Origin of the sequence: Pseudomonas sp. CP-1, from assembly GCF_021213715.1 — a bacterium.
Taxonomy (GTDB): Bacteria; Pseudomonadota; Gammaproteobacteria; order Pseudomonadales; family Pseudomonadaceae; genus Pseudomonas; species Pseudomonas aeruginosa.
Map to the genome: position 1 here is coordinate 319,083 of NZ_JAJQKY010000006.1, position 26,599 is coordinate 345,681.

Here is a 26,599-nt window from a genome sequence, read left to right on the forward strand (position 1 = left end):
CACCAGCCCTCTGCTCAACATGTTTTTCTTTTCCTATAGTGAGAAATAAGCACCGAAAGAAGAAGCCCAATAGATTTTCGGAAAAGGAAAGCTCCTTTCAATCCAAGTAATGCCCAGAAAACCAAGATAAGAGCCTGATTTTTTTCTTCGGAGAGCAAAATCAATGAGCTTGTCAAAGTGCAGAAAGAGGTAACCATATAAAGCTTAAGCCTAGGTATCTTACGCCACACCGAACACGAAAACTCAGTTCGGCAGAATAGAAAAACCCAAAACGCAACAGCAGTAGCTACCGCTGCACCAGCTGCTCCATAGAGAGGAACCAACAGATAATTACCACCGAAGCTAGTTAACGCAGCTAAAATAGAAGACAGCATAGAAAGACCGGTTCGGCGAGAAATGCTGATGCCGATCGCCGTTGCCTCTGAGAGAGCATAAAGTAAGGGAGAGGCCACACATACTGTTATCATGTACTGTATGGGCGCATATGCTTCAGGTAAAAAAAGTGGAACCATCCAAGAGAACAGCCCACTTATTATAAATATATAGAAAACGCACGCCAGTACATGCTCCGATATTTCATCAATTTTCTTTTCATCAACCCCCTCGGCAGCCCATTTGAAGACCGTTGGAGACCATATGGTCGTAAAAATGTTTCCAAGAATACCAGCACCTGCTGCGATACTCACCGCTACTGAATATATCCCCAACTCTGAAAAGGTAGAGAAGGCACGCAAAAAGAGTCTATCCATGACATACAGTCCCCATGCCGCCACTCCGCCCACAACTAATGGTAGACCGAAACGCAACAACTCATGAAACTGTGTCTTGTACAACGTATAGGCATTCCATGGTCTCCATTCACCACGGGTATTCCAAGCAAAAATAGACATGATCGTAAACATAGATATTGCTTGCGCCACTAATAAACTTACAAAAGAGGCCGGTATGGAAAAAACAAAAAATGACGCAATGACGATCAAAAAAAGAATTTTAGGCGATATCTGAGTCAAAGAGAACGCAAGAGCTCTTTCCTGCATTCTCAGAATCAGGGAGAGGAAGCGAGAAACCAATGCAAAAACAAAACAAAGCATTGTCAGATAGGCAAGTAGACCATCGCTTTTCTCGTACATAAAATCAGAAAGTATCGATGCATCATAAAAAAACAAAAAAGAACAAGACAAAAGCAAAAAAAACAACCCGGGGAAAAGACAAGATTTCAATAATGCCGAGCGATTTTTTTCTTCGTGATATTCACGCACATAGGCTTGATCCAACCCTAGACAAAAAAGGAGAACACAGAAGTTTGAGGCAACTTGAAGCATTGCAATTCGGCCAACATCTTCAGCGGAATAAAACCAAGTAATTATAGGGAGCGTTATCAGACCAAGAACAGCCGACCCGATAGAGCCTATAGCAAAAACCGCTATCTTCCGAGAAACCATTATTTTTCTTCTACTAAATATTCTACTTCTTTTATAAAAGACCTATAGTTCTGCTCAGAACTAAAATCTTTCTCTATTTTTTTACGTGCCGTTTCCCGCATTGTTTTCCTGTCTCCTCCCAGATAGAGTTTGGAAATTGAGCTACAGTACTCTTCGGGAGTAGGGTTTTCAGAAAGCAACCGCCCACAACCATTATCTATCAGAGATCTGATTCCACCTACACAAGGAGCAATTGCAGGAACGCCAGCGCTCATCGCTTCCATAATGGAAACCGGCACACCTTCCGACTCGCTTGCATTAATAAAGAAATCAACAGCATTATTTAGGAAAAAAGCTTTCGCTTCTTTATTTTCGACTTCTCCCATAAAGTGAAAACTTACATTCTCAAGCTCTCCTAGTTCCGTCCTGGCTAGAGACTCGAGATCAAGCTTCAAAGCTCCTCCTCCCAAGTGGGTCCACTTTATTTTAATGGAGCGGTGTTCAAGGGCAAGAAGCCTCACAGTGGAAATGATTTTGTCAATTCTTTTTATAGGAATACATGAAGAAAGAGAGACCAGATGGAGTCCCTCCTCACTTACTTTTGAACCACCTTTGGGAATGGGTACACCTAACTTAGAAATCTTGAGTTTTTCATCGGCTGCAGAATAGCGCTCTTGATAATAATTTCTGCCTTGTTCGGAAAGAAGAAATACGGCATCAAAACAATCAACAAACTGTCGCTTCAGAGGCATATAACCATGCGCGCGTCGCTCTTCGTAAAGATCGAACCCATGAGCTCTAGAGATTACTTTACCGATTAACCCTTCCTGCTTCAGCAAACAAGAAGCGTAAGCTTGTACATCATTCCAATAACAATAAACGACATCGATTTTTCCATTATTGGATACGAATTGGCGCAACGCCAACTCAGATGACTTGGTCAATGCCGACGCTTTTAATGCATAATATAATTTTAAAAAGCTGAACTCCCTTGCTTTTATCAAACATCGAATCTCTTTTATGAAGACAGCGGAAATAAGCGCTCTAAAAATCAAATTCAATCTCGATTTTTCTTGAATCGGGGTTGAGAGCGTTATATTCTCAGGCAGCCATCTTCTATCTTTTCCGGAAGTGGCGGGCAAAATATACACCTCGGAAAATGAACTCTCAGCCCAAAATGCTATCTCATCTTCAATAAATTGCTCCCCAGGATAATAAGGGAAAGCATTTGTAAGTATGAGAATACTGCTCATTTGACGAGAGCCTTAACAATAGTCTCAATTGCTTCGTCAGTGAGATAAGGGTGCATTGGAAGACTCAATACCTCTTCTGCAACCATATCCCCAACTGGCAGATATGCTTTGTCGTTAGAAACCGCCGGCTGTTTATTCAGGGGGATAGGATAATGAACAGCAGTTGGGATACCTGCATCTTTAAGATAGCTCTGAACATTATACCGCTCATTCACACGAATAGTATATTGAGCCCAAGCACTAACATTATACGGTTCAATGTAAGGCATAGAGTCAAGCCCTGCAGCCTGCAATAAAGAACTGTAACGTTGTGCTACTCTTTGGCGTAACTGCATTTCCTCATCAAAAACTTCCATCTTTGAAAGAAGGATAGCTGCCTGCAAGGTATCAAGGCGGCTATTTACTCCCACCCGGATATGATGATAGCGACGGTCTTGGCCATGTCGAGCTATTTGGCGCATAACCTCGGCCAAGCCGTCATCTTCCGTGAAAATTGCTCCACCATCACCGTAACAACCCAATGGTTTACTAGGGAAAAAGCTGGTGCATGCAATTTTAGTCAAACTACAGGAGCGCCTTCCTTTATAGATTGCACCAAAACTCTGAGCAGCATCCTCAATAACAGGGATACCATACTCCGCTGCAATCTCATTAATCTCGTCAAAATCGGCACACTGCCCATACAACGATACAGGAATAATCGCTTTAGTTCTTGCTGTGATAGCTGCTTTCAGCAGCTTTGGATCTAGATTATATGAGCGAGGGTCAACATCGACATAAACCGGTGTTGCCCCTAGTAATGCAGCTGTTTCCGCAGTGGCTATATAATTGAATCCCGGGGTAATAACTTCATCGCCAGCCCCTACATTCAATGCCATCAGCGCAATCTGCAGGGCATCTGTCCCGTTAGCTACACTGATACAGTGCCGAACCCCGACATAATCGGCCAGCTTTTGCTCTAACTCAGCCACCTCGGGACCAAGTATATATTGTCCATGCTCAAGTACCCGGGCAATTGCGAGGTCGAGCTTATCTTTAATACGTGCCTGCTGCGCCCGCAGGTCAATAAAGTCAATCACGCCACCAACTCCTTCACCAGTCCATCTGCAGACAGTCGATACGTATCCCCAGTATGTGGACAAGTAGCCTTACCTTTTCCATTCACCGGCAAATCAAGTCTTTCACCGTACTCGCTCATCCAACCAACTTGTCGTGCGGGAACACCTACCATCAACGCATATGATGGCACATCTGACGTGACTACAGCTCCAGCCCCAATAAAAGCAAAGGAACCGATAGTTACCCCACAGACAATGGTGCAGTTGGCTCCCAAGGTAGCGCCACGTTTCACCAGTGTATTCAGGTACTCACTTTTTCGCTCAATTAGCGAACGTGGATTATGGACATTTGTAAATACCATACTCGGTCCACAAAAGACCCCTTCCTCTAGAGTAACATTGTCATAGACAGATACGTTGTTCTGAATTTTACATCGATCACCAATGGATACTTTATTTCCAACAAACACATTTTGGCCTAGAGAAACTTCCTTGCCAATTCTAGCCCCTGCACACACATGCACGAAGTGCCAAATTCGAGAACCGTCTCCAATTTGAGCCCCTTCGTCAACAATTGCGCTATCGTGCTGATAAAACCCCATAACATCACACCAATTTAGCCAAGAATGGGTGACCTTCTTCATTTTCAGCTTTTACTGCTTTGAGGGAGCGAATGGTTTCCACTGTCTCTACGCAATGACGTGCCTCCTCGATTCCGAAGCCTCCCCCAACAAGAATCGACTCATAACTGAGCGTATGCAGATCGGTAAAACCTTCTGAAAACTCGACTTCTACGCCATCACAAGTAATCGAGCGATAAGTAGGTTTTTTACCCTTCACAGAGGCGGGAAGATCATTGGCATCGATGGAAAGAAACCAGCGCACTCGCGCATTTTCATACTCAAGGTAACCTGTTGCCTTAGATTCATTTGAGTAGTGAACAACATTTCTTTGCAACCTACCGAATATGAAATGCAACATATCGTAGAAATGCACACCAATATTCGTGGCCACTCCAAAGGATTTTCTGGGATCGCCTTTCCAGCTTTCCATATACCACTTGCCGCGGCTAGTTATATAGGTCAGGTCAACCTCATGCTTGTGGGTTTTGGTGCCATTTTCCACCTTCTTCTTCAGATCAAGAATTGCTGTATGATGACGTAATTGGAGAATATTCCAAAGCCGACGACCGGTTTCATGCTCGACAATGGCAAGATCATCGAGCAATTCAGAACTAGGAACCAAAGGCTTTTCACAGATCACGTCGCAACCCAAACGGAGACCTGCTGTGATATGGGAATGATGCAAGTAATTAGGCGAGCAGACAGAGACAAAGTCTAAAGCTTGCTCAGGCCTACGCTTTAATCGCCAAGCATAGTCATAAAATCGCTCAAACTCCGTAAAGAACTCACTTTGCGGAGAGATACTATCGATTATCCCAACGGAATCATTGATATCATAGGCACATGTCAATACATTTCCGGTATCTTTGATAGCGCGCATATGCCTGGGGGCAATGTAACCAGCAGCACCAATGAGAGCAAAACGTTTCATGAAATATCTCTGACGAAGTCAATGTCCGCAGCCAAGTAGCTACTTGACTACTGTGGGATCAGGCTTTGATTACCTTCTGCGATGGCGCCCGATATTTTCCACGACTATCTACAACCAGGCTGGCGTGAGCATGGATAAGATCGTAATCAAACCGATCATGATCAGTTGCTAACACAACCGCATCGAAACGAGAAAGCCTTTCGGCAGTCAGAGGCTCACTAGCAAGATCAAAGTGATGCTCACGCATTTTGGGGAAACTGGGAACATGGGGATCGCTATAAGAGACAATGCCTCCTTTGGCCTGAATCAGTTCCATGATCTCAACCGAAGGAGACTCACGCATATCATCTACGTTTTTCTTATAGGCAATACCCAGCACCAAGACGCGACTGCCTTTAAGAGCCTTGCCTCTTTCATTCAGCCCATCCATTAGCTTACTGACTACATACTCCGGCATAGCCTTGTTGACTTCACCAGAAAGTTCGATGAAGCGAGTATGCAGGCCATATTCGCGTGCTTTCCAGGTCAGGTAGAAAGGATCGATGGGAATACAGTGCCCTCCCAAACCAGGCCCTGGATAATAAGGGGTAAATCCAAAAGGTTTGGTCGCTGCAGCATCTACCACTTCAAAAATATCGATACCCATTCGGTCCGCGACTACTTTCATCTCATTGACCAGGCCGATATTCACCGCGCGATGAATATTTTCCAGCAATTTGGTCATTTCCGCAGCTTTGGTAGAGCTCACTGGAACTACTTTATCTATAGCCTGTTCGTAAAGAGCGACTCCAACTTCCAGGCATTCCGGGGTATGCCCCCCAATTACCTTTGGAATAGTGCGGGTTTCAAAATTCGGATTACCTGGATCTTCACGCTCTGGCGAATAGACTAGAAATATACTTTTCCCAACGACCAGCCCATCGGACTGAACCCTGGGTAGCAGCTCCTCCTCAGTGGTACCTGGATAGGTTGTGCTTTCAAGAGAGACGACTTGTCCTTCACGCAGATACGGCTTAATAGCTTCCGTCGTATTAACCACAAAACTCATATCCGGCTCGCGATATTTATTCAGCGGGGTCGGAACACAAAGAATAAGTGCGTCGCACTCTTTTGCCCGAGAGAAATCGGTCGTAGCTTCAAAACCAGAAGAGCAAGCGTGAGAAATGCTTTCCGCGGATATATGCTCAATATAGCTTTCACCGGAATTCAGCCTTCTAACTTTTTCGGCGTCGATATCAATGCCAAGCACTCTAAAACCGATCGAATTATAACGCAACATAAGCGGGAGTCCGACATAGCCCAACCCCACGATCCCGACAAGAGCCTCTTTATCCTTGAACTTTCTAGTAACTTTTTCTCTCAGGTTTTCCATATTTCCATCTCAGCAAGTAGTAACAGGACCTATATGAACCACCTGTTATCATGACTACAGAACAGGGAGTCGCTAGCCAAACCCACCCGACACTCCCTGTTTCCCTTACAGCGCATTTGACAGGATGCAGGTATCTTTGACCTGGCTAGCAAGATATCTGCTTGCGCCTTGTACTCCAAGGCTAGCCCTTTGAAGTACAAGGCTCGCCCCGCTAGGCAAAGGGTAACCTACCTGCCTTGTCACAGCTAGCATCACTGGCAACACGAGCCATACCGCCAATCCGTTCGATTATATACAGTCTCTTCCTTCGATAAGCTGCTTGACTCTGGAAGAATCCCATGATCGAGCCCCAGCCTTGCTGGCTACTGACCGCAGAAATAGTCAAAAAATTGACTAGACCGCAGCGTTCCCCGTTGGACGCTAGAGGCGCTACCATCCATTCAACAACGTTATCCGGAGCGAAAATGAATGCAGGATCACTGCTCATCCCCTTCAATAGAAAAGTGTTCCAGCTTCTCCACCTACTTAACAAAAGGAGTGCTTACATTTTCCAGAAAAGGCCATGGGCTCGAAGAAAATAAAGGGAAAATATCGAATGATATGGCTTATTTTATGAGAGGCACAGCCGGATAGGGCGTCCCTGCCCATTCCAACCATAATTACCGCTTATTGCGATAGAGCGAATTAAACACGACAGTCACGACACCCACCGCACCACCGAGCAACAACCCCATCATGACGAGTAAAAGCTTCTTCGGCTTCACGGGAGAATCGGGCGTCTCAACCGAACCATCCTGACGGAACACAGCAACCTCGTCGGTGTTTACCCGTAAACTACTATAGAGTTTTTCCTGCTCCTGCAGAGTTCGTAAAGCAGGGATGAAAGGATCATCTGACACACGACTTTCCAAAGCCTCGATCTCTCCTCTAAGCGCCTTGCTGCCCCGCATGTACATCAAGCTACCGTTCATGATAGCCGAAAGCTGCTCAGATACCTGCCCACTTATCATCGGAGGCTTTTCCAACCCCACAGCATCCGCGACTTTTAGAGCCTCTCTAAGTTGCACAATTCTATCTTCACGGCGTAACTTAGCAGTTTCACGTAGCGTTTGGATCCGCTGATCGACATCCCGAGCCTTGACCTCTATCTCACGGTGCGCATTCTTAACCATTTCTTGGACGGAATGTTCGGCCGTATCGGCAAGATAGCGACGGATCCACTCAGCGGCCAGCTCAGGATCTTCCTGTTCTACTGTTAGCCGATAGCGACTCGGCTGGGTCTTGTCTGGCAGAGTAATACTGATCTTTTCATTAAATAACCTATAGAGACTATCGCGCGACGCCGGCCTCTCACCTCCTAGCGACGGCAAGTAGACATTCTCGAAGAAGCGGTGCCGAGTCTCATCAGCTTGAAGATTGCGCAAGAACACGGAATAGACATCCTGAACCTTAAATGCCTGAAGACCCGACTCCTTGGTGCGCCCCTGGTTAAAACCGGCAACATTGCTCAGCGAGGGCGGCAACACGGCGATACTGGCTTCATAAACTGGCTTACTTGTATAGGCATATATAGCAGCAACAATGCCAAATATAAGAGCTACGACCAGGATAATCCACTTTCCCTTCCATAGAGTCTGAAAAAGACTCACGAGATCAATTTCACCGCCACCGTTTTTTTCTTCTTTCAACGCTACCATTGTCGGAACTCCATAATCTGTCTTCTATAGCTCACGCAAGCCCCGAACTAAAGCTATTCGAAACGAGAAGCTACAACTCCACCGATGTGCATTATCACCAAGACAAAGAGAGTGCATATAAAAAACATGAACATATCTCGACGCCTCCTCAAGTAGCACACCCTGTGCCAGAGATTATCTGTACAAGGAATTCTACGATAGACAGCCAAGAACACGCCTCAGTTCCGTAAGAAGTATTTTAGTTTTCTGAAGACTGATTGCTCGCTCAGTACAGCTGAGCATACGATTCAAATCGCGGAACAGCTTCAAAGAAAAAGCCCGGAGGTAACAAGTAAAATGATGGCAGAACGCAATCAAGATGGAAGGCCACTCTAACCAGTCGATCCGCTATGAGTCCTTGCGCCTCAGGCCATTGTCAGAATCCCCATCACTCGATGAAGAAAGCCGAGCAAGTAAGGAATCTCTCTCTTTCCGAGCCTTGGCAAGATCCTTCTCGATTGCCTTGATACGTATATTAGCTCGCGCTAAAAGTGACGAACCGGCCAATAGGCCAATGAAACCACCCAAGATGAACACCAAGGCAACATAGAGAACAACGGGCAGCTCGGGGGTAAGCAAACCGAACAGTTCGAAATGAGTAACCTGCCGGTTTTCCAATACCATAACTACTACGAGAAGAGCGATAAACAGCACTCCACCCATCAGCAGTATGCGCCTTATCCAAAGCATGAAGACTCCAATATCCGAATGGACCGATATCACTCCGGCTCGTTGACCCGATCCCGCAACTCCTTGCCCGGCTTGAAGTGCGGCACGAACTTGCCGTCGAGGCGTACCGACTCCCCGGTCTTGGGGTTGCGACCGACGCGCGGGGCGCGGTAGTGCAAGGAAAAGCTGCCGAAGCCACGGATCTCGATCCGGTCCCCGGTCGCCAGGGCCTGGGACATTTGCTCCAGCATGGTCTTGATTGCCAACTCGACATCCTTCGCGGACAGTTGCCCCTGATGGGTAACGATCCGTTCGATCAACTCCGACTTGGTCATGGTTTTCCCTTCTTTTTCAAGCGGCTAGATCAGCTCAGGTCTCTTTTAGCATGCTGATCAGTCTTTGAACAGGTCCAAGAAGGGGAAAACGAAAAAGGGCGGCCTAGGCCGCCCTTTTTCATGATGGATCAGAGACTTAGCCCTGATTCTCCATCTGAGCACGGATCAGATCACCGATGGTGGTCGGACCAGCGCTTTCTACTTCCTGCTTACGCAGTTCTTTCATTGCGTCCTTCTCGTCGTCGACGTCCTTGGACTTGACGGAGAGGCTGATGACGCGGCTCTTGCGGTCGATGCTGATGATCTTGGCTTCGACTTCCTCGCCTTCCTTCAGGACGTTGCGCGCGTCTTCGACGCGGTCACGGCTGATTTCGGAAGCCTTCAGGATACCTTCGATGTCGTCGCCCAGGCTGATGACAGCGCCTTTGGCGTCGACTTCCTTCACGGTACCGCGGACGATGCTGCCTTTCTCGTGCAGGGACGCGTAGTTGGAGAACGGATCGTCTTCCAGCTGCTTGATGCCCAGGGAGATGCGCTCGCGCTCCGGGTCGACCGACAGGATGACGGTTTCCAGCTCGTCGCCCTTCTTGAAGCGACGTACGGCTTCTTCGCCGACTTCGTTCCAGGAGATGTCGGACAGGTGGACCAGGCCGTCGATGCCGCCGTCCAGACCGATGAAGATACCGAAGTCGGTGATCGACTTGATGGTACCGGAGATACGGTCACCCTTGTTGAACTGGCTGGAGAAGTCTTCCCACGGGTTGGATTTGCACTGCTTGATACCCAGGGAGATACGACGACGCTCTTCGTCGATGTCCAGAACCTGAACTTCCACTTCGTCGCCAACCTGGACGACTTTCGACGGATGGATGTTCTTGTTGGTCCAGTCCATTTCGGAGACGTGTACCAGGCCTTCCACGCCCTCTTCCAGCTCGGCGAAGCAGCCGTAGTCGGTGAGGTTGGTGACGCGGGCCATGACGCGGGTGCCTTCCGGGTAACGCGCCTTGATGGCAACCCACGGGTCTTCGCCCAGTTGCTTCAGGCCCAGGGATACACGGTTGCGCTCGCGGTCGAACTTCAGGACCTTGACGTCGATCTCGTCGCCAACGTTGACGATCTCGGACGGATGCTTGATGCGCTTCCAGGCCATGTCGGTGATGTGCAGCAGGCCGTCTACGCCGCCCAGGTCCACGAATGCGCCGTAGTCGGTGAGGTTCTTGACGATACCCTTGACCTGCTGGCCTTCCTGCAGCGATTCCAGCAGAGCTTCACGCTCGGCGCTGTTCTCGGCTTCCAGGACGCTGCGGCGGGAAACGACAACGTTGTTGCGCTTCTGGTCGAGCTTGATGACCTTGAACTCGAGCTCTTTGCCTTCCAGGTGGGTGGTGTCGCGAACCGGACGCACGTCGACCAGCGAACCCGGCAGGAACGCGCGGATGCCGTTGACGTCGACGGTGAAACCGCCCTTGACCTTGCCGTTGATGACGCCCTTGACCACTTCGTCGGCAGCGAAAGCCGCTTCCAGAACAATCCAGCTCTCGGCGCGCTTGGCTTTCTCGCGGGACAGCTTGGTCTCGCCAAAGCCGTCTTCTACCGCGTCCAATGCGACGTGGACTTCGTCACCCACCTTGATGGTCAGTTCGCCCTGTTCGTTGTAGAACTGCTCGACCGGGATGACGCCCTCGGATTTCAGACCGGCATGGACGGTGACCCAGTCACCATCGATGTCGACCACGATGCCGGTGATGATGGCACCCGGCTGCATGTCGAGGGATTTCAGACTTTCTTCAAAGAGTTCTGCGAAGCTTTCGCTCATGTTCATACCTGTAGTCAAAGGCCCGGAAGGGCCCGATTCCGCATCACCAGCCAATGCGGTCAAGTCATTAAATGAAGCCGCAGGACAATTTGCTGGTTTCCTGCTAGCTTCTGATTGCACTCCCGAATGGGAATGCCCAGTTGGGTTGTTCTGCGATGGCGCCATCCAAGTCGAGAGGCAACCCTCACCGCACCTGCAAAACGCCACAACATAAGGTCTGGAATATTAGCAACCAGCCCCTGTATCGTCAATTCCCGCGCCGAAACCTCAGACGTCCCAGCCCTGCCGCTCGCAGTGCCGGATGATCGTCTCGACCACCGCCTCGATGCTCATTTCGGTGGAGTCCAGCAGGATCGCGTCATCGGCCGGTTTCAGCGGCGCGACCGCGCGCTGGCTGTCGCGCTCGTCGCGCTCGCGGATTTCTTCCAGCAAGGCAGACTGGTCGACATCCGCGCCCTTCGCCTTCAACTGCAGGTAGCGTCGACGCGCACGCTCCTCCGCCGAGGCGGTGAGGAAGATCTTCAGAGGCGCATCGGGAAACACCACGGTACCCATGTCGCGGCCGTCGGCCACCAACCCCGGCGCTTCGAGGAACGCCCGCTGGCGCTGCAGCAACGCATCGCGCACGGCCGGTAAGGCGGCGACCTGTGAGGCGCCGGCACCGACCTGCTCGGTACGGATCACATCGGTCACTTCCTCGCCTTCGAGAATGATGCGCTGCCCATGGCTGCCATCGGCAGCGACGAACTGCACATCGAGGTGCGCAGCCAGGACCTTCAGCGCCTCTTCATTGGTCAGGTCGACACCATGGTTGACCGCGGCGAACGCCAACAGCCGATAAAGCGCCCCGGAATCCAGCAGGTTCCAGCCCAGGCGCCGGGCGAGTAGCCCGGCGACCGTGCCCTTGCCGGCGCCACTGGGGCCATCGATGGCGAGCATCGGTACAGCGCCGTTCATCAATTGTTCTCCACGGCGACCCGGATACCGGTCTGGGCACACAGGGCGAGGAAGTTGGGGAAGGAGGTGGCGACGTTGGCGCAATCGTGGATGCGGATCGGCCCGCTGGCGCGCAGCGAAGCGACGCTGAAGGACATGGCGATACGGTGGTCGCCGTGCGCCCAGACTTCGCCGCCACCGAACGCACCACCCTCGATGACGATGCCATCCGGGGTCGGCTCGGCCTTCACGCCCAGGGCCTTCAGGCCGTCGGCCATGACCTGGATACGGTCCGACTCCTTGACCCGCAGCTCTTCGGCGCCACGCAGGACGGTGCGCCCCTCGGCGCAGGCGGCAGCCACGAAGAGTACCGGGAACTCGTCGATGGCCAGTGGCACCAGGTCCTCGGGAATGTCGATGCCCTTGAGCCGCGCGGAGCGCACGCGGATGTCGGCGACCGGCTCGCCGCCGACCTCGCGCTGGTTTTCCAGGCTCAGGTCACCACCCATCAGGCGCAGGATCTCGATGACGCCGACGCGCGTCGGGTTGATGCCAACGTGCTGCAGGACCAGTTCCGAACCTTCGGCGATACTGGCGGCAACTAGGAAGAAGGCTGCCGAGGAAATGTCGGCCGGGACCTCGATATGGGTGGCGCTCAACTTATGCCCGGATTCGACCTTGGCGGTGCTGCCCTCGACCTCCACCGGATAGCCGAAGCCGCGCAGCATGCGCTCGGTGTGGTCGCGGGTCGGCGCCGGCTCGGTGACCGAGGTCTCACCCGCGGCGTAGAGCCCGGCGAGCAACAGGCAGGACTTCACCTGGGCGCTGGCCATCGGCATGTCGTAATGCATACCGGTGAGGCGCTGGCCGCCGCGAATGGTCATCGGCGGACGGCCTTCCGGCCCCGTCTCGATTACCGCGCCCATCTCGCGCAGCGGCTTGGCTACGCGATTCATCGGCCGCTTGGAAAGGGAAGCGTCGCCGGTCAGGGTGCTGTCGAACGGCTGGGCCGCCAGCAGACCGCTGAGCAGACGCATGGAAGTACCGGAGTTACCCAGGTAGATCGGCCCAGGCGGCGCCTTGAGGCCGTGCAGGCCAACGCCATGGACGGTGACGCGGCCGTTCTGCGGCCCCTCGATCACCACTCCCATGTCGCGGAACGCCTGGATGGTTGCCAGTGCGTCCTCGCCCTCGAGGAAGCCCTCCACTTCGGTGGTGCCTTCGGCCAGGGAGCCGAGCATGATCGAGCGATGGGAGATCGACTTGTCGCCCGGTACCCGGATGGTTCCGGACAGGCTGCCGCCCGGCTGGGCCAGATAAATCAGGTCGTTGTTGTGCATGGCGTCCACATAGGCCCGACGGGCCAGGATTTTGCTGAAATGCTCACGGGCTACCCGGGCGCGCGTGAAAACGCCCAACAACTGGTGCCCGTCCCCAGTGTCGACGGCCTCGCGCAGCGCGTCGAGGTCGTCACGAAAAACATCCAGTGTACGCAGCACCGCCTCGCGATTGGCGAGAAAGATGTCGTGCCACATCACCGGGTCGCTGCCGGCGATCCGCGTGAAATCACGGAAACCGCCGGCGGCATAGCGGAAGATCTCCAGGTTCTCGCTGCGCTTGGCCAGGGAGTCGACCAGGGTGAAGGCCAGCAGGTGAGGCAGGTGGCTGGTGGCCGCCAGAACCTCGTCGTGATGCTCGACCTCCATGTGCTCGACGTCCGCGCCCAGCGCGCGCCACAGGCTGTCGACCAGCGCCAGCGCGTCGGCATCGGTCTCCGCGGAGGGCGTGAGAATCACCTTGTGCCGGCGGAACAGGGTCGCCTTCGCCGCGGTCACTCCGCTCTGCTCGGAACCCGCGATCGGATGCCCCGGTACCAGGTACCGCGGCATCCCGCCGAACGCGGCACGCGCGGCACGCACGATATTGCCCTTGGCGCTGCCAACGTCGGTCAATACAGCCTTGCCCAGGTCGAGATTCGCCAGGTCGGCCAGCACCCGCTCCATCGCCAGGATCGGCACCGCCAGCTGGATCACGTCGGCGCCGACGCAGGCGCGACCAAGATCCTCCTCGCAACGGTCAACCACGCCGAGCTCCACCGCCAGGCGGCAAGACTCGGCATCCCGATCCACGCCGACCACTTCCCGGAACAACCCTTTGCTCCGCAACCCCTTGGCGAAGGAGCCGCCGATCAGGCCCAGCCCCACCACCACCAGGCGGCCCAGCTTAGGGGTCGACTGTTGCAGCGGCGTGACCTCAGTCATGCGCCAGCACCTTGCCCAGCGCCTGGAGGAAACGATCGTTCTCTTCCGGCAGCCCGATGGAGACGCGCAGGAAGGTCGGCATCCCGTAGCCAGCCACCGGACGCACGATCACGCCTTCGCGCAGCAGCGCCTGGTAGACCGGACCGGCATCACGAGCCAGATCCACGGCGATGAAGTTGCCCTTCGAGGGAATCCAGGACAGGCCCAACGCGTGGAAGCCATCCTCCAGCTGCGCCATGCCGGAATCGTTTAGGCGGCGACTCTGCGCCAGGTAGTCATGGTCATCCAGCGCCGCGCAGGCAGCCGCCAGGGCCAGGCTATTGACATTGAACGGCTGGCGCACACGGTTGAGCACATCGGCCACCGCCTTGCTCGAAAGCGCGTAGCCGACCCGCAGCGAAGCCAGGCCATAGGCCTTGGAGAAAGTCCGCGAGACCAGCAGGTTGGGATGGCGCGCCAGGTAGTCCAGGCCATCGGGCAGCTCGTCGCCCTCGGCGTATTCGATATAGGCCTCGTCCAGCACCACCAGCACCTCCGCCGGCACCTGGGCGAGGAACCGCTCCAGGGCGTCCGCACCGAACCAGGTCCCGGTCGGGTTGTTCGGGTTGGCGACGAACACCACGCGAGTTTGCCCATCGATGGCGGCGAGCATCGCTTCCAGGTCATGCCCCCAGGCGCGCGCCTTGACCGCCCGCCCCTCGGCGCCCACGGCCTGGGTGGCGATCGGGTAGACGGCGAAGGCATGTTCGCTGAACACGGCGTTCAGACCAGGCGCGAGGTAGGCACGGGCGACCAGGTCGAGAATGTCGTTGGAGCCGTTGCCCAGGGTCACCTGCGCCGCATCCACCGCGCAACGCTCGGCCAGCTTGCGTTTGAGTTCGAAACCGTTGCCGTCAGGATAACGGGTCAGTTCCGCCAGTTCGGCGCGGATAGCCTCCAGCGCCTTTGGGCTCGCACCCAGCGGGTTCTCGTTGCTGGCGAGCTTGACGATCGCCGCAGGGTCGATGCCCAGCTCGCGGGCCAGTTCGTCCACCGGCTTGCCAGGGACGTAGGGCGACAGCTTTTGCACCCCCGGCTGGGCCAGGGCAAGGAAATCGGACATGGATAGTTCAGCCTCGACGCGGGACGGGGCATTCATCGATGACCCGTCTCTTCGGAATGACAGCGCGCTCAGAGCACCGCTTTCGGATAGGAGCCCAGGACCTTCAGGGCGACGGCTTCCTGGCCGATCTTCTCCAGGACGTCCTTGATCAGCGGTTCTTTATGGTGGCCGACGAAATCGATGAAGAACACGTAGGTCCATTTGCCGCTGCGCGACGGGCGGGTTTCGATGCGGGTCAGGTCGATACCGTTGTTGTGGAACGGTACCAGCAGCTCGTGCAGGGCTCCCGGCTTGTTGCGCATGGAAACGATGATCGAGGTCTTGTCGTCGCCGGTCGGCGGCACCTCCTGGTTGCCGATGATCAGGAAGCGCGTGGAGTTGTCCGGGCGGTCCTCGATCTTCTCGTGCAGCTTGCTCAGGTCGTACAGGCTGGCCGCCATGTCGCCGGCGATCGCCGCCGAATTCCACTCGCTCTTCACCCGCTTGGCCGCGTCGGCGTTGCTCGACACCGCCACCCGCTCGACGCTCGGGTAGTGCGAGTCCAGCCACTTGCGACATTGCGCGAGGGATTGGGCATGGGAATAGATCCGGGTGATGTTGTCGGTCTTGGTGGTTTCGCCGACCAGCAGGTGATGGTGGATACGCAACTCGACTTCGCCGCAGATCACCATGTCGTGCTCGAGGAAACTGTCGAGGGTATGGTTGACCGCCCCCTCGGTGGAGTTTTCCACAGGCACCACGCCGAAGTTCACCGCGCCGGCGGCGACCTCGCGGAACACCTCGTCGATCGCCGCCATCGGCGTGCTGATCACCGCGTTGCCGAAATGCTTGAGTGCCGCGGCCTGGGTAAAGGTGCCCTCGGGTCCGAGATAGGCCACTTTCAGCGGCTGCTCGAGCGCCAGGCAGGACGACATGATCTCGCGGAACAGCCGCGCGACCTCTTCGTTGTCCAGCGGCCCCTTGTTCAATTGCATGATGTGCTTGAGCACCCAGGCTTCGCGCTCGGGACGGTAGAACACCGGCGCCTCGCCCTCGCCCAGGGTCTGGGTCTTCACTCGCGCCACGTCCTGGGCGCAACGGGCACGCTCGCTGATCAGCTCGAGCAACTTCTCGTCGAGGCTGTCGATGCGCAGGCGCAAGGCCTTGAGCTGGTCTTGGTCCGCCATCAGCCGTGCTCCTTCTCGAACTCCACCATGTATGCGACCAGCGCCTCGACCGCGTCCAGGCCAAGGGCGTTGTAGATGGAAGCGCGCATGCCGCCGACCGAGCGGTGGCCTTTCAGGTTGAGCAGCCCGCGCGCCTCGGCGCCTTCCAGGAACGGCTTGTCGAGACGCTCGTCGGCCAGGCGGAACGGCACGTTCATCCAGGAGCGGGCGCTCGGCTGGATCGGGTTGGTGTAGAAGTCGCTGGCATCGATGGTCTTGTACAGCAGGTCCTTCTTGGCGCGGTTGCGCTGCTCCATCGCGGTCACCCCGCCCTGCTCCTTCAGCCATTCGAAGACCAGGCCGGACAGGTACCAGGAGTAGGTCGCCGGGGTGTTGTACATGGAACCGTTGTCCGCGGCGATCTTGTAGTTGAGCATGGTCGGGCAGACGCTGCGGGCGCGGCCGAGCAGGTCTTCGCGAACGATCACCACCACCAGGCCGGACGGGCCGATGTTCTTCTGCGCCCCGGCATAGATCAGGCCGAAGCGGGACACGTCGAGCGGGCGCGAGAGGATATCGGAGGACATGTCGGTGACCAGCGGCACGTCGCCGGTCTCGGGAATCCAGTCGAACTCGAGGCCACCGATGGTCTCGTTGGAGGCGTAGTGCACATAGGCCGCGTCCTTGGTCAGCGTCCACTCGTTCTGACCCGGAATGGCGAAGTAGTCGTACTCCTTGGCGCTGGCCGCGACATTCACGGTGCCATAGCGACGAGCCTCCTCGATGGCCTTCTTCGACCAGATACCGGTATCGATATAGTCGGCGACGCCATCTTCGGGCAGCAGGTTCAGCGGAATCTCGGCGAACTGCTGGCTGGCGCCGCCCTGCAGGAACAGCACCTTGTAGTCCGAGGGAATGTCGAGCAGGTCGCGCAGGTCCTGCTCGGCCTTGCTGGCGATGGCCACGTAGTCGTCGCTACGGTGGCTCATTTCCATGACCGAAAGGCCCTTGCCCCGCCAGTCGAGAAGCTCGGCCTGGGCACGTTGCAGAACTGCGTCGGGAAGCGCCGCGGGACCGGCGCAGAAATTGAAGGCTCGCTTGCTCACATCCACTCTCGCTATAGGTAGGGCGGATAGCCGTGAGTTATCCGCCGACGTCATCGGCCGGGCGGGCGCAGGCGCCCGCCCCGAGCCTTACTCTTCGTTGCCTTCCGCTTCCGCCGCGGGCTCGGACTCGGACTCGGCCGACTCGCCCAGAGATTCGGCAGCTTCCTCCCCTTCGGGCAGGTCCTCGTCATCTCCGCCCGACGGCTCCTGGACACGCTCCAGACCGACCAGTACCTCGTCGCTGGCGAGCTTGATCAGGGTTACGCCCTGGGTATTGCGGCCGGACAGGGAGACTTCGTCGACACGCGTCCGCACCAGGGTGCCCTGGTCGGAAATCAGCATGATCTCCTCGCCTTCCTGGACCTGTACCGCGGCGATCAGCGCGCCGTTGCGCTCGTTGGTGACCATGGCGATCACCCCCTGGCCGCCACGGCCGCGACGCGGGAACTTGCTCAGCGGGGTACGCTTGCCGAAGCCGCGCTCGGAGGCGGTGAGGATCTGCGCCCCGGACTCCGGAATCAGCATGGAGATCAGCTGCTGCCCCTTGCCCAGGCGCATGCCACGTACGCCGCGGGCGTTGCGGCCCATGATGCGCACCACGCTCTCGGCGAAGCGGATCACCTTGCCGGCACTGGAGAACAGCATGACTTCCTTGGCGCCATCGGTGATCGCGGCGGCGATCAGGGTATCGCCCTCTTCCAGCTTGAGCGCGATCAGGCCGCTGCTGCGCGGACGGCTGAACTGCACCAGCGGGGTCTTCTTCACGGTACCGAAGGCGGTGGCCATGAAGATGTAGGCGCCGGTCGGCTCGGCCACCAGCTCGGCGGTCTCGCCCTCGACTTCCTCGACCTCGGCGGCCTCGACCACCTCGCCCTCGAGCACCGCGCCTTCGGCTTCGTCGAGGTCGTCATCGGCGCCGCCGTTCTGCTGCAGCGCCTCCAGGTCGATCTGCAACATCGCGGTGATCCGCTCGCCCTCGTCCAGCGGCAGCAGGTTCACCAGCGGCCGGCCACGCGCGGTACGCGAGGCCTCCGGAATCTCGAAGGTACGCAGCCAGTAGACCTTGCCCTTGCTGGAGAACAGCAGGAGGGTCGCATGGCTGTTGGCCACCAGCAGGTGTTCGATGTAGTCCTCGTCCTTCATCCCGGTGGCGGACTTGCCTTTGCCGCCGCGACGCTGCGCCTGGTAGGCGGCCAGCGGCTGGGACTTGGCGTAGCCGCCGTGGGAAATGGTCACCACGCGGTCTTCCTCGGTGATCAGGTCGGCGATGGTCAGGTCGACCTGGGAAGCCACGATCTCGGTGCGGCGAGCATCGCCGAATTCGGCCTTGACCGCTTCCAGTTCCTCACGGATCACCTCCATCAGGCGCGCCGGGTTGGTCAGGATGCGGATCAGCTCGCCGATCAGGTTGAGGATTTCCTGGTATTCGGAGAGCAGCTTCTCGTGCTCCAGGCCGGTCAGGCGATGCAGGCGCAGCTCGAGGATCGCCTGGGCCTGTTCCGGCGACAGGTAGTACTTGCCGTCGCGCAGGCCGTACTGCGGATCCAGGTCTTCCGGACGACAGGCGTCGGCGCCGGCACGCTCGACCATCGCTTCCACCGCGCTGGACTCCCAGGCAGTGGCGATCAGGCGTTCCTTGGCCTCGGCCGGGGTCGGCGAACTCTTGATCAGCTCGATCACCGGATCGATGTTCGACAGGGCGACCGCCTGGCCTTCCAGGATGTGCCCGCGCTCGCGGGCCTTGCGCAGCTCGTAGACGGTACGCCGGGTCACCACTTCGCGGCGGTGGCGGACGAACACTTCGAGCATGTCCTTCAGGTTCAGCGTGCGCGGCTGGCCGTCGACCAGGGCCACCACGTTGATGCCGAACACGCTCTGCAGCTGGGTCTGGGCGTAGAGGTTGTTGAGGACCACCTCGCCCACCTCGCCGCGACGCAGCTCGATGACCACGCGCATGCCGTCCTTGTCGGACTCGTCGCGCAGCTCGGAAATACCCTCGATCTTCTTCTCTTTCACCAGCTCGGCGATCTTCTCGATCAACCGCGCCTTGTTCAATTGGTACGGCAGCTCGGTGATGATGATCTGCTCGCGACCGCCGCCCTTCTCCATCTCCTCGACGACGGCGCGGGCGCGGATGTAGATGCGCCCGCGACCGGTGCGGTAGGCCTCGATGATCCCGGCGCGGCCGTTGATGATGCCGGCGGTGGGGAAGTCCGGACCGGGGATGTACTGCATCAGCTCATCGACGGTCAGGTCGGGGTTGTCCATCAGCGCCAGGCAGCCGTCGATCACTTCGCCGAGGTTGTGCGGCGGGATGTTGGTCGCCATGCCCACGGCGATACCGCTGGAACCGTTGACCAGCAGGTTGGGAATCTTGGTCGGCATGACCGCCGGGATCTGCTCGGTGCCATCGTAGTTGGGCACCCAGTCGACGGTTTCCTTTTCCAGGTCCGCCAGCAGTTCGTGGGCCAGCTTGGCCATGCGCACTTCGGTGTATCGCATGGCTGCGGCGTTGTCGCCGTCCACCGAACCGAAGTTGCCCTGGCCGTCTACCAGCATGTAGCGCAGCGAGAACGGCTGCGCCATGCGCACGATGGTGTCGTAGACCGCGGTGTCGCCGTGCGGGTGGTACTTACCGATCACGTCGCCGACCACACGGGCGGATTTCTTGTAGGGCTTGTTCCAGTCGTTGCCCAGCTCGCTCATGGCATAAAGCACACGGCGGTGCACCGGCTTCAGGCCGTCACGTGCATCCGGCAGGGCCCGCCCGACGATCACGCTCATCGCGTAGTCGAGATAGGACTGTTTCAGCTCGTCTTCGATATTGACCGGGAGAATTTCTTTGGCCAGTTCGCCCATGAGAAGCCTGGTTCCTTTTTCTGGTGGAACTTCGCCGCCTCGATCCTGAGGCAAACGAAGTAGGTCGGCGCATGCCCGAGCAGCGCCAACTCACTACAAATCAACGACTTGAGTCAAGGATTCGCGCACTCTCGAGGCCCCTCCGCGGGGCGCTCGAATAACCGTCGGAGCTTACCACAGCCCACGCCCCAGCCCAAGGCAAAGGCCCTGGCGGGGACGACCTCCAGTCGCCTCGTTCAATGCAGGCGCTTGCGGCTCATCAGGGCGGCCATGCGCTCGGCGTCGGGACGCTCGACGACGCCACGCTCGGTCACGATGGCATCGATAAGGTCCGCCGGGGTCACGTCGAATACCGGATTGTAGGCATCGACCTCGGCCGCTACCCGTCGCCCGCCGATTTCCAGCAGCTCGCGACCGTCGCGCTCTTCGATCGGGATGTCCTCGCCGCTCTCCAGGTTCATGTCGATGGTCGAACTCGGCGCCACCACCATGAAGCGCACGCCGTGGTGCATGGCGTTGACCGCCAACTGGTAGGTGCCGATCTTGTTGGCGACATCGCCATTGGCGGTGATGCGGTCGGCGCCGACGATGACCCAGGTGATGTTCTCGGTCTTCATCAGGTGCGCGGCGGCCGAATCCACGTTCAGGCTGACCGGGATGCCTTCGTTGGCCAGTTCCCAGGCGGTCAGCCGCGAGCCCTGGAGCCAGGGCCGGGTTTCGTCGGCGTAGATGCGATTGACCAGGCCTTCCAGGTGCGCGGCGCGGATCACCCCCAGCGCGGTGCCGAACCCGCCGGTCGCCAGGGCGCCGGTATTGCAGTGGGTGAGGATGTTCTGCGGGCTGCCCTGCTGCTTGCGGATCAGCTCCATGCCCAACTGGGCCATGGTCAGGTTGGCCTCGCGGTCGCTTTCATGGATGGAGATCGCCTCGGCTTCCAGCACCGCCAGCGGCTGGTCGCCCTCTTTCATTCGCTCCAGACGGTCGCGCATGCGGTTCAGCGCCCAGAACAGGTTGACCGCCGTGGGTCGCGAGTCGGCCAGCAGGCGGAAGTCCTCCTCCAGCGCGGCGCGCCAGTCGCCGCCCTGCGCCAGGCGCGCGCGGGCGCCAAGGACGATGCCGTAGGCGGCGCTGATGCCGATGGCCGGCGCGCCGCGCACGACCATATCGCGAATGGCCTTGGCCACCTCGGCCGCCGACTCATGTTCGAGCCAGACCTCCTCCTGGGGCAGCAGGCGCTGATCCAGCAACCGCAGCGTACCGTCCCGCCACTCGATCGCCTTGACCCGCTCGGCCGCCAGCAGTCGCTCTCGCATGCACACACCTCTCGCTGAATCACGGAAAAGCTGCGGATTATAACGAGCCCCAGCCGCGGACGCTCGGGTATACTTCCGGCTTCCCGCTCTGCGCCCAGGATGCGCCGCCATGCCCAACGTCCGTAACCCCTTCGACCTCCTCCTGCTGCCGACCTGGATCGTCCCCGTGGAGCCCGCCGGGGTGGTGCTGCGCGATCACGCGCTGGGCATCCGCGACGGCCAGATCGCCCTGGTCGCGCCGCGCGAGCAGGCCATGCGCCATGGCGCCACGGAAATCCGCGAATTGCCCGGCATGCTGCTCGCCCCCGGCCTGGTCAACGCCCACGGCCATTCGGCAATGAGTCTGTTCCGCGGTCTCGCCGACGACCTGCCGCTGATGACCTGGCTGCAGGACCACATCTGGCCGGCCGAAGGCCAATGGGTCAGCGAGGACTTCATCCGCGACGGCACGGAGCTGGCCATCGCCGAACAGGTAAAGGGCGGCATCACCTGTTTCTCCGACATGTACTTCTATCCACAGGCCATCTGCGGCGTGGTCCATGACAGCGGGGTACGCGCCCAGGTGGCGATCCCGGTGCTGGACTTCCCGATCCCCGGCGCCCGCGACAGCGCCGAGGCGATCCGCCAGGGCATGGCACTGTTCGACGACCTCAAGCACCACCCGCGCATCCGCATCGCCTTCGGCCCGCACGCCCCTTATACGGTGAGCGACGACAAGCTGGAGCAGATTCTGGTGCTCACCGAGGAACTCGACGCCAGCATCCAGATGCACGTCCACGAGACCGCCTTCGAGGTGGAGCAGGCCATGGAGCGCAACGGCGAGCGCCCGCTGGCCCGTCTGCACCGCCTCGGCCTGCTCGGCCCGCGCTTCCAGGCGGTGCACATGACCCAGGTGGACGACGACGACCTGGCGATGCTGGTGGAAACCAACAGTTCGGTGATCCACTGCCCGGAATCCAACCTCAAGCTGGCCAGCGGCTTCTGCCCGGTGGAAAAGCTCTGGCAGGCCGGGGTCAACGTGGCCATCGGCACCGACGGCGCGGCGAGCAACAACGATCTCGACCTGCTCGGCGAGACCCGCACCGCGGCGCTGCTGGCCAAGGCCGTGTACGGCCAGGCCACCGCCCTCGACGCCCACCGCGCGCTGCGCATGGCCACCCTGAACGGCGCCCGCGCGCTTGGCCTGGAGCGCCTGATCGGCTCCCTGGAAGCCGGCAAGGCCGCCGACCTGGTGGCCTTCGATCTGTCCGGCCTGGCCCAGCAACCGGTCTACGACCCGGTTTCGCAACTTATCTATGCCAGCGGCCGCGACTGCGTGCGGCACGTCTGGGTCGGCGGCAGGCAACTCCTCGACGACGGCCGCCTGCTCCGTCACGACGAACAGCGCCTGATCGCCAGGGCCCGCGAATGGGGGGCGAAGATCGCCGCCAGCGACAGGTCCTGAACCGCGGCGGGCCGGCCCGCTGCGACAAACTGACATAGGAAGGCGAACCGCCGCCGGCCCCATCCCTCCGCCAAAGCTGGCAACATGAAGGATTGGATTCCGCCGCCGCGGCCCTTCCCCCAAAGGCTTCACTCTTCAACGGGAACGATTATGAGCAACGTCGACCACGCCGAGATCGCCAAATTCGAGGCACTGGCCCATCGCTGGTGGGACCGCGAGAGCGAGTTCAAGCCGCTCCACGACATCAACCCGCTGCGCGTCAACTGGATCGACGAGCGCGCCGGCCTGGCCGGCAAGAAGGTGCTCGACATCGGTTGCGGCGGCGGCATCCTCAGCGAAGCCATGGCCCAGCGCGGCGCCAACGTCACCGGCATCGACATGGGCGAAGCGCCGCTCGCGGTGGCGCGCCTGCACCAGCTCGAATCCGGCGTCGCCGTCGACTACCGGCAGATCACCGCCGAGCAGATGGCCGAGGAAATGCCCGGGCAATTCGACGTGGTCACCTGCCTGGAGATGCTCGAACACGTGCCGGACCCGGCCTCGGTGATCCGCGCCTGCCACCGCCTGGTCAAGCCGGGCGGACAGGTTTTCCTCTCGACCATCAACCGCAATCCCAAGGCCTACCTGTTCGCGGTGATCGGCGCGGAGTACATCCTCCAGTTGCTGCCGCGCGGGACCCACGATTTCCGCAAGTTCATCCGTCCGTCGGAACTCGGCGCCTGGTCGCGCGAGGCCGGTCTCGAGGTCAAGGACATCATCGGCCTGACCTACAACCCGCTGACCAAGCACTACAAGCTGGCCAACGACGTCGACGTCAACTACATGGTCCAGACCCAGCGGGAGGCGTGAAGCGCATGCGGCTCAAAGCGGTACTGTTCGACATGGATGGCACCCTGCTCGACACGGCGCCGGACTTCATCGCCATCACCCAGGCCATGCGTGCCGCCCACGGCCTGCCGCCGGTGGACGAGCAACGGGTGCGCGACGTGGTCTCCGGCGGCGCGCGCGCGATGGTTGCCGCGGCCTTCGGCCTGTCGCTGGACAGCCCGGAACTGGAACCCCTGCGCCAGGAGTTCCTCGACCGCTACCAGGAGCATTGCGCGGTTCTCAGCCGGCCCTACGACGGCATCCCCGAACTGCTTGCGGCGATCGAGAAAGCCGGGTTGATCTGGGGCGTGGTGACCAACAAGCCGGTGCGCTTCGCCGAACCGATCATGCAGCGCCTGGGCTACGCCGAGCGTTCCAGGGTGCTGGTCTGCCCGGACCACGTGACCCGCAGCAAGCCCGATCCCGAGCCGCTGCTACTGGCCTGTAGCCAGCTCGGCATCGATCCGTCGAGGGTGCTGTTCATCGGCGACGACCTGCGCGACATCGAATCCGGCCGCGACGCCGGAACCAAGACCGCGGCGGTGCGCTACGGCTACATCCACCCCGAAGACAACCCCGCGCACTGGGGCGCCGACGTGATCGTCGACCACCCGCGCGAACTCATCGACGTTCTCGACCGCGCGCTCTGCGACTGCTGATCCGCAGCGCCGCCGACAGACAACGACCCGCCGCCAGGCGGGTCATGCATTCAAAGGATTCGACATGTTCCAGTACTCCGCCCGCCCCGACCTGCTGAAAGACCGCGTGATCCTGGTCACCGGCGCCGGCCGCGGCATCGGCGCCGCCGCCGCCAAGACCTTCGCCGCCCACGGCGCCACCGTGCTGCTGCTGGGCAAGACCGAGGAGTACCTGAACGAGGTCTACGACGCCATCGAGGCCGCCGGCCATCCGCAGGCCGCCGTGATCCCGTTCAACCTGGAGACCGCCCAGCCGCACCAGTTCGAGGAACTGGCGGCAACCCTGGAGAACGAGTTCGGCCGCATCGACGGCCTGCTGCACAACGCTTCGATCCTCGGTCCGCGCTCGCCGATGCAGCAGATTTCCGGGGAGAACTTCATGCGCGTGATGCAGGTGAACGTCAATGCCATGTTCATGCTGACCACCGCCATGCTGCCGCTGATGAAGCTCTCCAGCGACGCCTCGATCATCTTCACCTCGAGCAGCGTGGGCCGGAAGGGCCGCGCCTACTGGGGCGCCTATTCGGTATCGAAGTTCGCCACCGAGGGCCTGATGCAGACCCTTGCCGACGAACTCGACGGTACCAGCGCGATCCGCGCCAACAGCGTCAACCCCGGCGCCACCCGCACCAGCATGCGCGCCCTCGCCTACCCTGGGGAAAACCCGCTGAACAACCCCACCGGCGAGGAGATCATGCCGGTCTACCTGTACCTCATGGGGCCGGACAGCGCCGGCGTCAACGGCCAGGCCTTCGACGCCCAGTGATTCCCCGGCAGCCTCGCCGCCCGGCGAGGCTGCCCTGTCCTTCCCTTCCCTCTTCCCGTCCGGAACTTCCCATTCTTTTTGCATATTTTTCCCACTGAGTGGGAAAGTGGTTTCATTTTCCGGGAAATCGCCTTCACCCTGTGGGTCAAGGAGTTCCCATGTCGAAGCATTCCCCCACCGATCGCCTGCTGCAGATCCTCATTGCCCTCGGCCAGGCTCCCGAAGCCCTGTCTGCCAAGGAGCTGTCGCTGACCCTGGAGCAGCCGCTGAGCAGCACCTACCGGCACCTGAAGACCCTGTTGCGCTGGGGCCTGGCCGAAGAACAGGCCGGACAGGGCCGCTACCTGCCCGGCCCGGCCTGCCTGCAACTGGCGAAGAAATTCGATCGCGAGGCCTCGCTGATCGGTCTCGCCAAACCGGAACTCAAGCGCCTGGCCGACCTGAGCCAGGAGAGCGTGGCGCTGATGGTGGCCAGCAACCAGCAGGCGATCTGCCTGGAACTGTTCGACAGTCCGCAGCCGCTGCGCTGCTGCTACCAGAAAGGGCTGGCGCAGCCGCTGTTGCATGGCGCCTCGGCCAAAGCCCTGCTGGCGCACCTGGAGGACGAACGGCGCGAGGAGCTGTACCTCGCCCAGGAACTCTCCGCCGAGCGTATCGACAAGCTGGAGCAGGAACTCCGGCTGATCCGCGAACAGGGCTACGCCGTCAGCCAGGGCGAGATCGACGAAGGCGTCTGGGGCATCAGCGTACCGCTGCTGGACAGCCGCCAGCGCCTGCACGGCGCCCTCAGCCTGATGGCCCCCGCCTTGCGCGCCCAGTCGCGCAGCGAACGCTTGCGGCAATGGACCCTCGACGCCGCCGCGCGACTTTCCGCGCGGCTGGACTGAC

Annotated in this window: 22 protein-coding genes; 5 read left to right on the forward strand and 17 right to left on the reverse strand. The window is 58.6% G+C overall.

Going from position 1 to position 26,599, the window contains the following annotated elements; translation table 11 throughout:
- Positions 1-14: 14 nt before the first annotated feature.
- From LT948_RS15110 to mtnA, 17 genes are all read right to left on the reverse strand, one after another.
- Complete coding sequence (locus tag LT948_RS15110; protein ID WP_009313760.1) at positions 15-1,442, reverse strand: lipopolysaccharide biosynthesis protein; 1,428 nt, start codon at positions 1,440-1,442, stop codon at positions 15-17.
- Positions 1,442-2,674 carry a glycosyltransferase gene (locus tag LT948_RS15115; protein ID WP_073657130.1) on the reverse strand — a complete coding sequence of 411 codons (1,233 nt, stop codon included), beginning with the start codon at positions 2,672-2,674 and terminating at the stop codon, positions 1,442-1,444. The genes LT948_RS15110 and LT948_RS15115 overlap by 1 nt, the downstream gene beginning before the upstream one ends.
- Complete coding sequence (locus LT948_RS15120) at positions 2,671-3,753, reverse strand: DegT/DnrJ/EryC1/StrS family aminotransferase (protein WP_016263248.1); 1,083 nt, start codon at positions 3,751-3,753, stop codon at positions 2,671-2,673. Before LT948_RS15120 ends, LT948_RS15115 begins: the two co-directional genes overlap by 4 nt.
- Positions 3,750-4,334, reverse strand: coding sequence for an acyltransferase (locus LT948_RS15125; RefSeq protein WP_031627545.1), 585 nt, complete (start codon positions 4,332-4,334; stop codon positions 3,750-3,752). Before LT948_RS15125 ends, LT948_RS15120 begins: the two co-directional genes overlap by 4 nt.
- A 4-nt stretch (positions 4,335-4,338) precedes the next feature.
- The gene (locus LT948_RS15130) at positions 4,339-5,286 is read right to left on the reverse strand and encodes a Gfo/Idh/MocA family protein (protein ID WP_004350987.1); all 948 of its coding nucleotides are present in this window, start codon (positions 5,284-5,286) and stop codon (positions 4,339-4,341) included.
- A 58-nt stretch (positions 5,287-5,344) separates the two neighbouring features.
- Positions 5,345-6,658, reverse strand: a complete 1,314-nt coding sequence (gene wbpA / locus LT948_RS15135) for a UDP-N-acetyl-D-glucosamine 6-dehydrogenase (RefSeq protein ID WP_004350989.1) — start codon at positions 6,656-6,658, stop codon at positions 5,345-5,347.
- A gap of 659 nt (positions 6,659-7,317) precedes the next feature.
- Entirely contained in the window at positions 7,318-8,355 is a 1,038-nt protein-coding gene (locus LT948_RS15140; protein ID WP_023091539.1) for an LPS O-antigen chain length determinant protein WzzB, read from the reverse strand.
- 387 nt (positions 8,356-8,742) lie between these two features.
- Positions 8,743-9,057 (reverse strand): lipopolysaccharide assembly protein LapA domain-containing protein, encoded by a 315-nt coding sequence (locus LT948_RS15145; protein WP_049875598.1) that lies wholly within the window; start codon positions 9,055-9,057, stop codon positions 8,743-8,745.
- Between the two features lie 56 nt (positions 9,058-9,113).
- On the reverse strand, positions 9,114-9,398 hold the full coding sequence (ihfB, locus tag LT948_RS15150; RefSeq protein ID WP_003091441.1) for an integration host factor subunit beta: 285 nt from the start codon (positions 9,396-9,398) through the stop codon (positions 9,114-9,116).
- 136 nt (positions 9,399-9,534) lie between these two features.
- A complete protein-coding gene (gene rpsA / locus LT948_RS15155; protein WP_003091442.1) occupies positions 9,535-11,214 on the reverse strand; it encodes a 30S ribosomal protein S1 in 1,680 nt (559 codons plus the stop codon).
- Positions 11,215-11,481: 267 nt separating this feature from the next.
- Entirely contained in the window at positions 11,482-12,171 is a 690-nt protein-coding gene (gene cmk, locus LT948_RS15160; RefSeq protein WP_003091443.1) for a (d)CMP kinase, read from the reverse strand.
- A complete protein-coding gene (locus tag LT948_RS15165; RefSeq protein ID WP_015502628.1) occupies positions 12,171-14,411 on the reverse strand; it encodes a bifunctional prephenate dehydrogenase/3-phosphoshikimate 1-carboxyvinyltransferase in 2,241 nt (746 codons plus the stop codon). Before LT948_RS15165 ends, cmk begins: the two co-directional genes overlap by 1 nt.
- Positions 14,404-15,513, reverse strand: coding sequence for a histidinol-phosphate transaminase (gene hisC / locus LT948_RS15170; RefSeq protein ID WP_003115433.1), 1,110 nt, complete (start codon positions 15,511-15,513; stop codon positions 14,404-14,406). Before hisC ends, LT948_RS15165 begins: the two co-directional genes overlap by 8 nt.
- Positions 15,514-15,581: 68 nt before the next feature.
- Positions 15,582-16,679 carry a prephenate dehydratase gene (gene pheA / locus LT948_RS15175; protein WP_003091446.1) on the reverse strand — a complete coding sequence of 366 codons (1,098 nt, stop codon included), beginning with the start codon at positions 16,677-16,679 and terminating at the stop codon, positions 15,582-15,584.
- Positions 16,679-17,764: a 3-phosphoserine/phosphohydroxythreonine transaminase gene (gene serC / locus LT948_RS15180; protein ID WP_023875075.1), complete on the reverse strand. Its 1,086-nt coding sequence runs from the start codon at positions 17,762-17,764 to the stop codon at positions 16,679-16,681. Before serC ends, pheA begins: the two co-directional genes overlap by 1 nt.
- Before the next feature lie 87 nt (positions 17,765-17,851).
- Positions 17,852-20,623, reverse strand: coding sequence for a DNA gyrase subunit A (gyrA, locus tag LT948_RS15185; RefSeq protein WP_003091448.1), 2,772 nt, complete (start codon positions 20,621-20,623; stop codon positions 17,852-17,854).
- 236 nt (positions 20,624-20,859) lie between these two features.
- Positions 20,860-21,936 (reverse strand): S-methyl-5-thioribose-1-phosphate isomerase, encoded by a 1,077-nt coding sequence (gene mtnA, locus LT948_RS15190; RefSeq protein WP_003091449.1) that lies wholly within the window; start codon positions 21,934-21,936, stop codon positions 20,860-20,862.
- A gap of 109 nt (positions 21,937-22,045) precedes the next feature.
- Between mtnA and LT948_RS15195 the strand changes: the two genes are divergently transcribed.
- The 5 genes from LT948_RS15195 to LT948_RS15215 all read left to right on the forward strand — a co-directional run bounded on the left by LT948_RS15195 (position 22,046) and on the right by LT948_RS15215 (position 26,598).
- The gene (locus tag LT948_RS15195; protein ID WP_003091450.1) at positions 22,046-23,380 is read left to right on the forward strand and encodes a TRZ/ATZ family hydrolase; all 1,335 of its coding nucleotides are present in this window, start codon (positions 22,046-22,048) and stop codon (positions 23,378-23,380) included.
- 150 nt (positions 23,381-23,530) lie between these two features.
- Positions 23,531-24,229: a bifunctional 2-polyprenyl-6-hydroxyphenol methylase/3-demethylubiquinol 3-O-methyltransferase UbiG gene (gene ubiG, locus LT948_RS15200; RefSeq protein WP_003091451.1), complete on the forward strand. Its 699-nt coding sequence runs from the start codon at positions 23,531-23,533 to the stop codon at positions 24,227-24,229.
- Positions 24,226-24,906, forward strand: a complete 681-nt coding sequence (mupP, locus tag LT948_RS15205) for an N-acetylmuramic acid 6-phosphate phosphatase MupP (protein WP_003119716.1) — start codon at positions 24,226-24,228, stop codon at positions 24,904-24,906. The genes ubiG and mupP overlap by 4 nt, the downstream gene beginning before the upstream one ends.
- 64 nt (positions 24,907-24,970) lie before the next feature.
- Positions 24,971-25,711, forward strand: a complete 741-nt coding sequence (locus tag LT948_RS15210; protein ID WP_003091453.1) for a YciK family oxidoreductase — start codon at positions 24,971-24,973, stop codon at positions 25,709-25,711.
- A 158-nt stretch (positions 25,712-25,869) separates the two neighbouring features.
- Positions 25,870-26,598, forward strand: coding sequence for an IclR family transcriptional regulator (locus tag LT948_RS15215; RefSeq protein ID WP_003091454.1), 729 nt, complete (start codon positions 25,870-25,872; stop codon positions 26,596-26,598).
- Position 26,599: the final 1 nt, after the last annotated feature.

Excerpts from the sequence above, each read along its gene's own strand:
- LT948_RS15110 (WP_009313760.1), bottom strand. The coding sequence starts at position 1,442 with ATGGTTTCTCGGAAGATAGCGGTTTTTGCTATAGGCTCTATCGGGTCG.
- LT948_RS15115 (WP_073657130.1), bottom strand. The coding sequence starts at position 2,674 with ATGAGCAGTATTCTCATACTTACAAATGCTTTCCCTTATTATCCTGGG.
- LT948_RS15125 (WP_031627545.1), bottom strand. The coding sequence starts at position 4,334 with ATGGGGTTTTATCAGCACGATAGCGCAATTGTTGACGAAGGGGCTCAA.
- LT948_RS15130 (WP_004350987.1), bottom strand. The coding sequence starts at position 5,286 with ATGAAACGTTTTGCTCTCATTGGTGCTGCTGGTTACATTGCCCCCAGG.
- wbpA (WP_004350989.1), bottom strand. The coding sequence starts at position 6,658 with ATGGAAAACCTGAGAGAAAAAGTTACTAGAAAGTTCAAGGATAAAGAG.
- LT948_RS15140 (WP_023091539.1), bottom strand. The coding sequence starts at position 8,355 with ATGGTAGCGTTGAAAGAAGAAAAAAACGGTGGCGGTGAAATTGATCTC.
- LT948_RS15145 (WP_049875598.1), bottom strand. The coding sequence starts at position 9,057 with ATGGGTGGAGTGCTGTTTATCGCTCTTCTCGTAGTAGTTATGGTATTG.
- ihfB (WP_003091441.1), bottom strand. The coding sequence starts at position 9,398 with ATGACCAAGTCGGAGTTGATCGAACGGATCGTTACCCATCAGGGGCAA.
- rpsA (WP_003091442.1), bottom strand. The coding sequence starts at position 11,214 with ATGAGCGAAAGCTTCGCAGAACTCTTTGAAGAAAGTCTGAAATCCCTC.
- cmk (WP_003091443.1), bottom strand. The coding sequence starts at position 12,171 with ATGAACGGCGCTGTACCGATGCTCGCCATCGATGGCCCCAGTGGCGCC.
- LT948_RS15165 (WP_015502628.1), bottom strand. The coding sequence starts at position 14,411 with ATGACTGAGGTCACGCCGCTGCAACAGTCGACCCCTAAGCTGGGCCGC.
- hisC (WP_003115433.1), bottom strand. The coding sequence starts at position 15,513 with ATGTCCGATTTCCTTGCCCTGGCCCAGCCGGGGGTGCAAAAGCTGTCG.
- pheA (WP_003091446.1), bottom strand. The coding sequence starts at position 16,679 with ATGGCGGACCAAGACCAGCTCAAGGCCTTGCGCCTGCGCATCGACAGC.
- gyrA (WP_003091448.1), bottom strand. The coding sequence starts at position 20,623 with ATGGGCGAACTGGCCAAAGAAATTCTCCCGGTCAATATCGAAGACGAG.
- mtnA (WP_003091449.1), bottom strand. The coding sequence starts at position 21,936 with ATGCGAGAGCGACTGCTGGCGGCCGAGCGGGTCAAGGCGATCGAGTGG.
- LT948_RS15195 (WP_003091450.1), top strand. The coding sequence starts at position 22,046 with ATGCCCAACGTCCGTAACCCCTTCGACCTCCTCCTGCTGCCGACCTGG.
- ubiG (WP_003091451.1), top strand. The coding sequence starts at position 23,531 with ATGAGCAACGTCGACCACGCCGAGATCGCCAAATTCGAGGCACTGGCC.
- LT948_RS15210 (WP_003091453.1), top strand. The coding sequence starts at position 24,971 with ATGTTCCAGTACTCCGCCCGCCCCGACCTGCTGAAAGACCGCGTGATC.
- LT948_RS15215 (WP_003091454.1), top strand. The coding sequence starts at position 25,870 with ATGTCGAAGCATTCCCCCACCGATCGCCTGCTGCAGATCCTCATTGCC.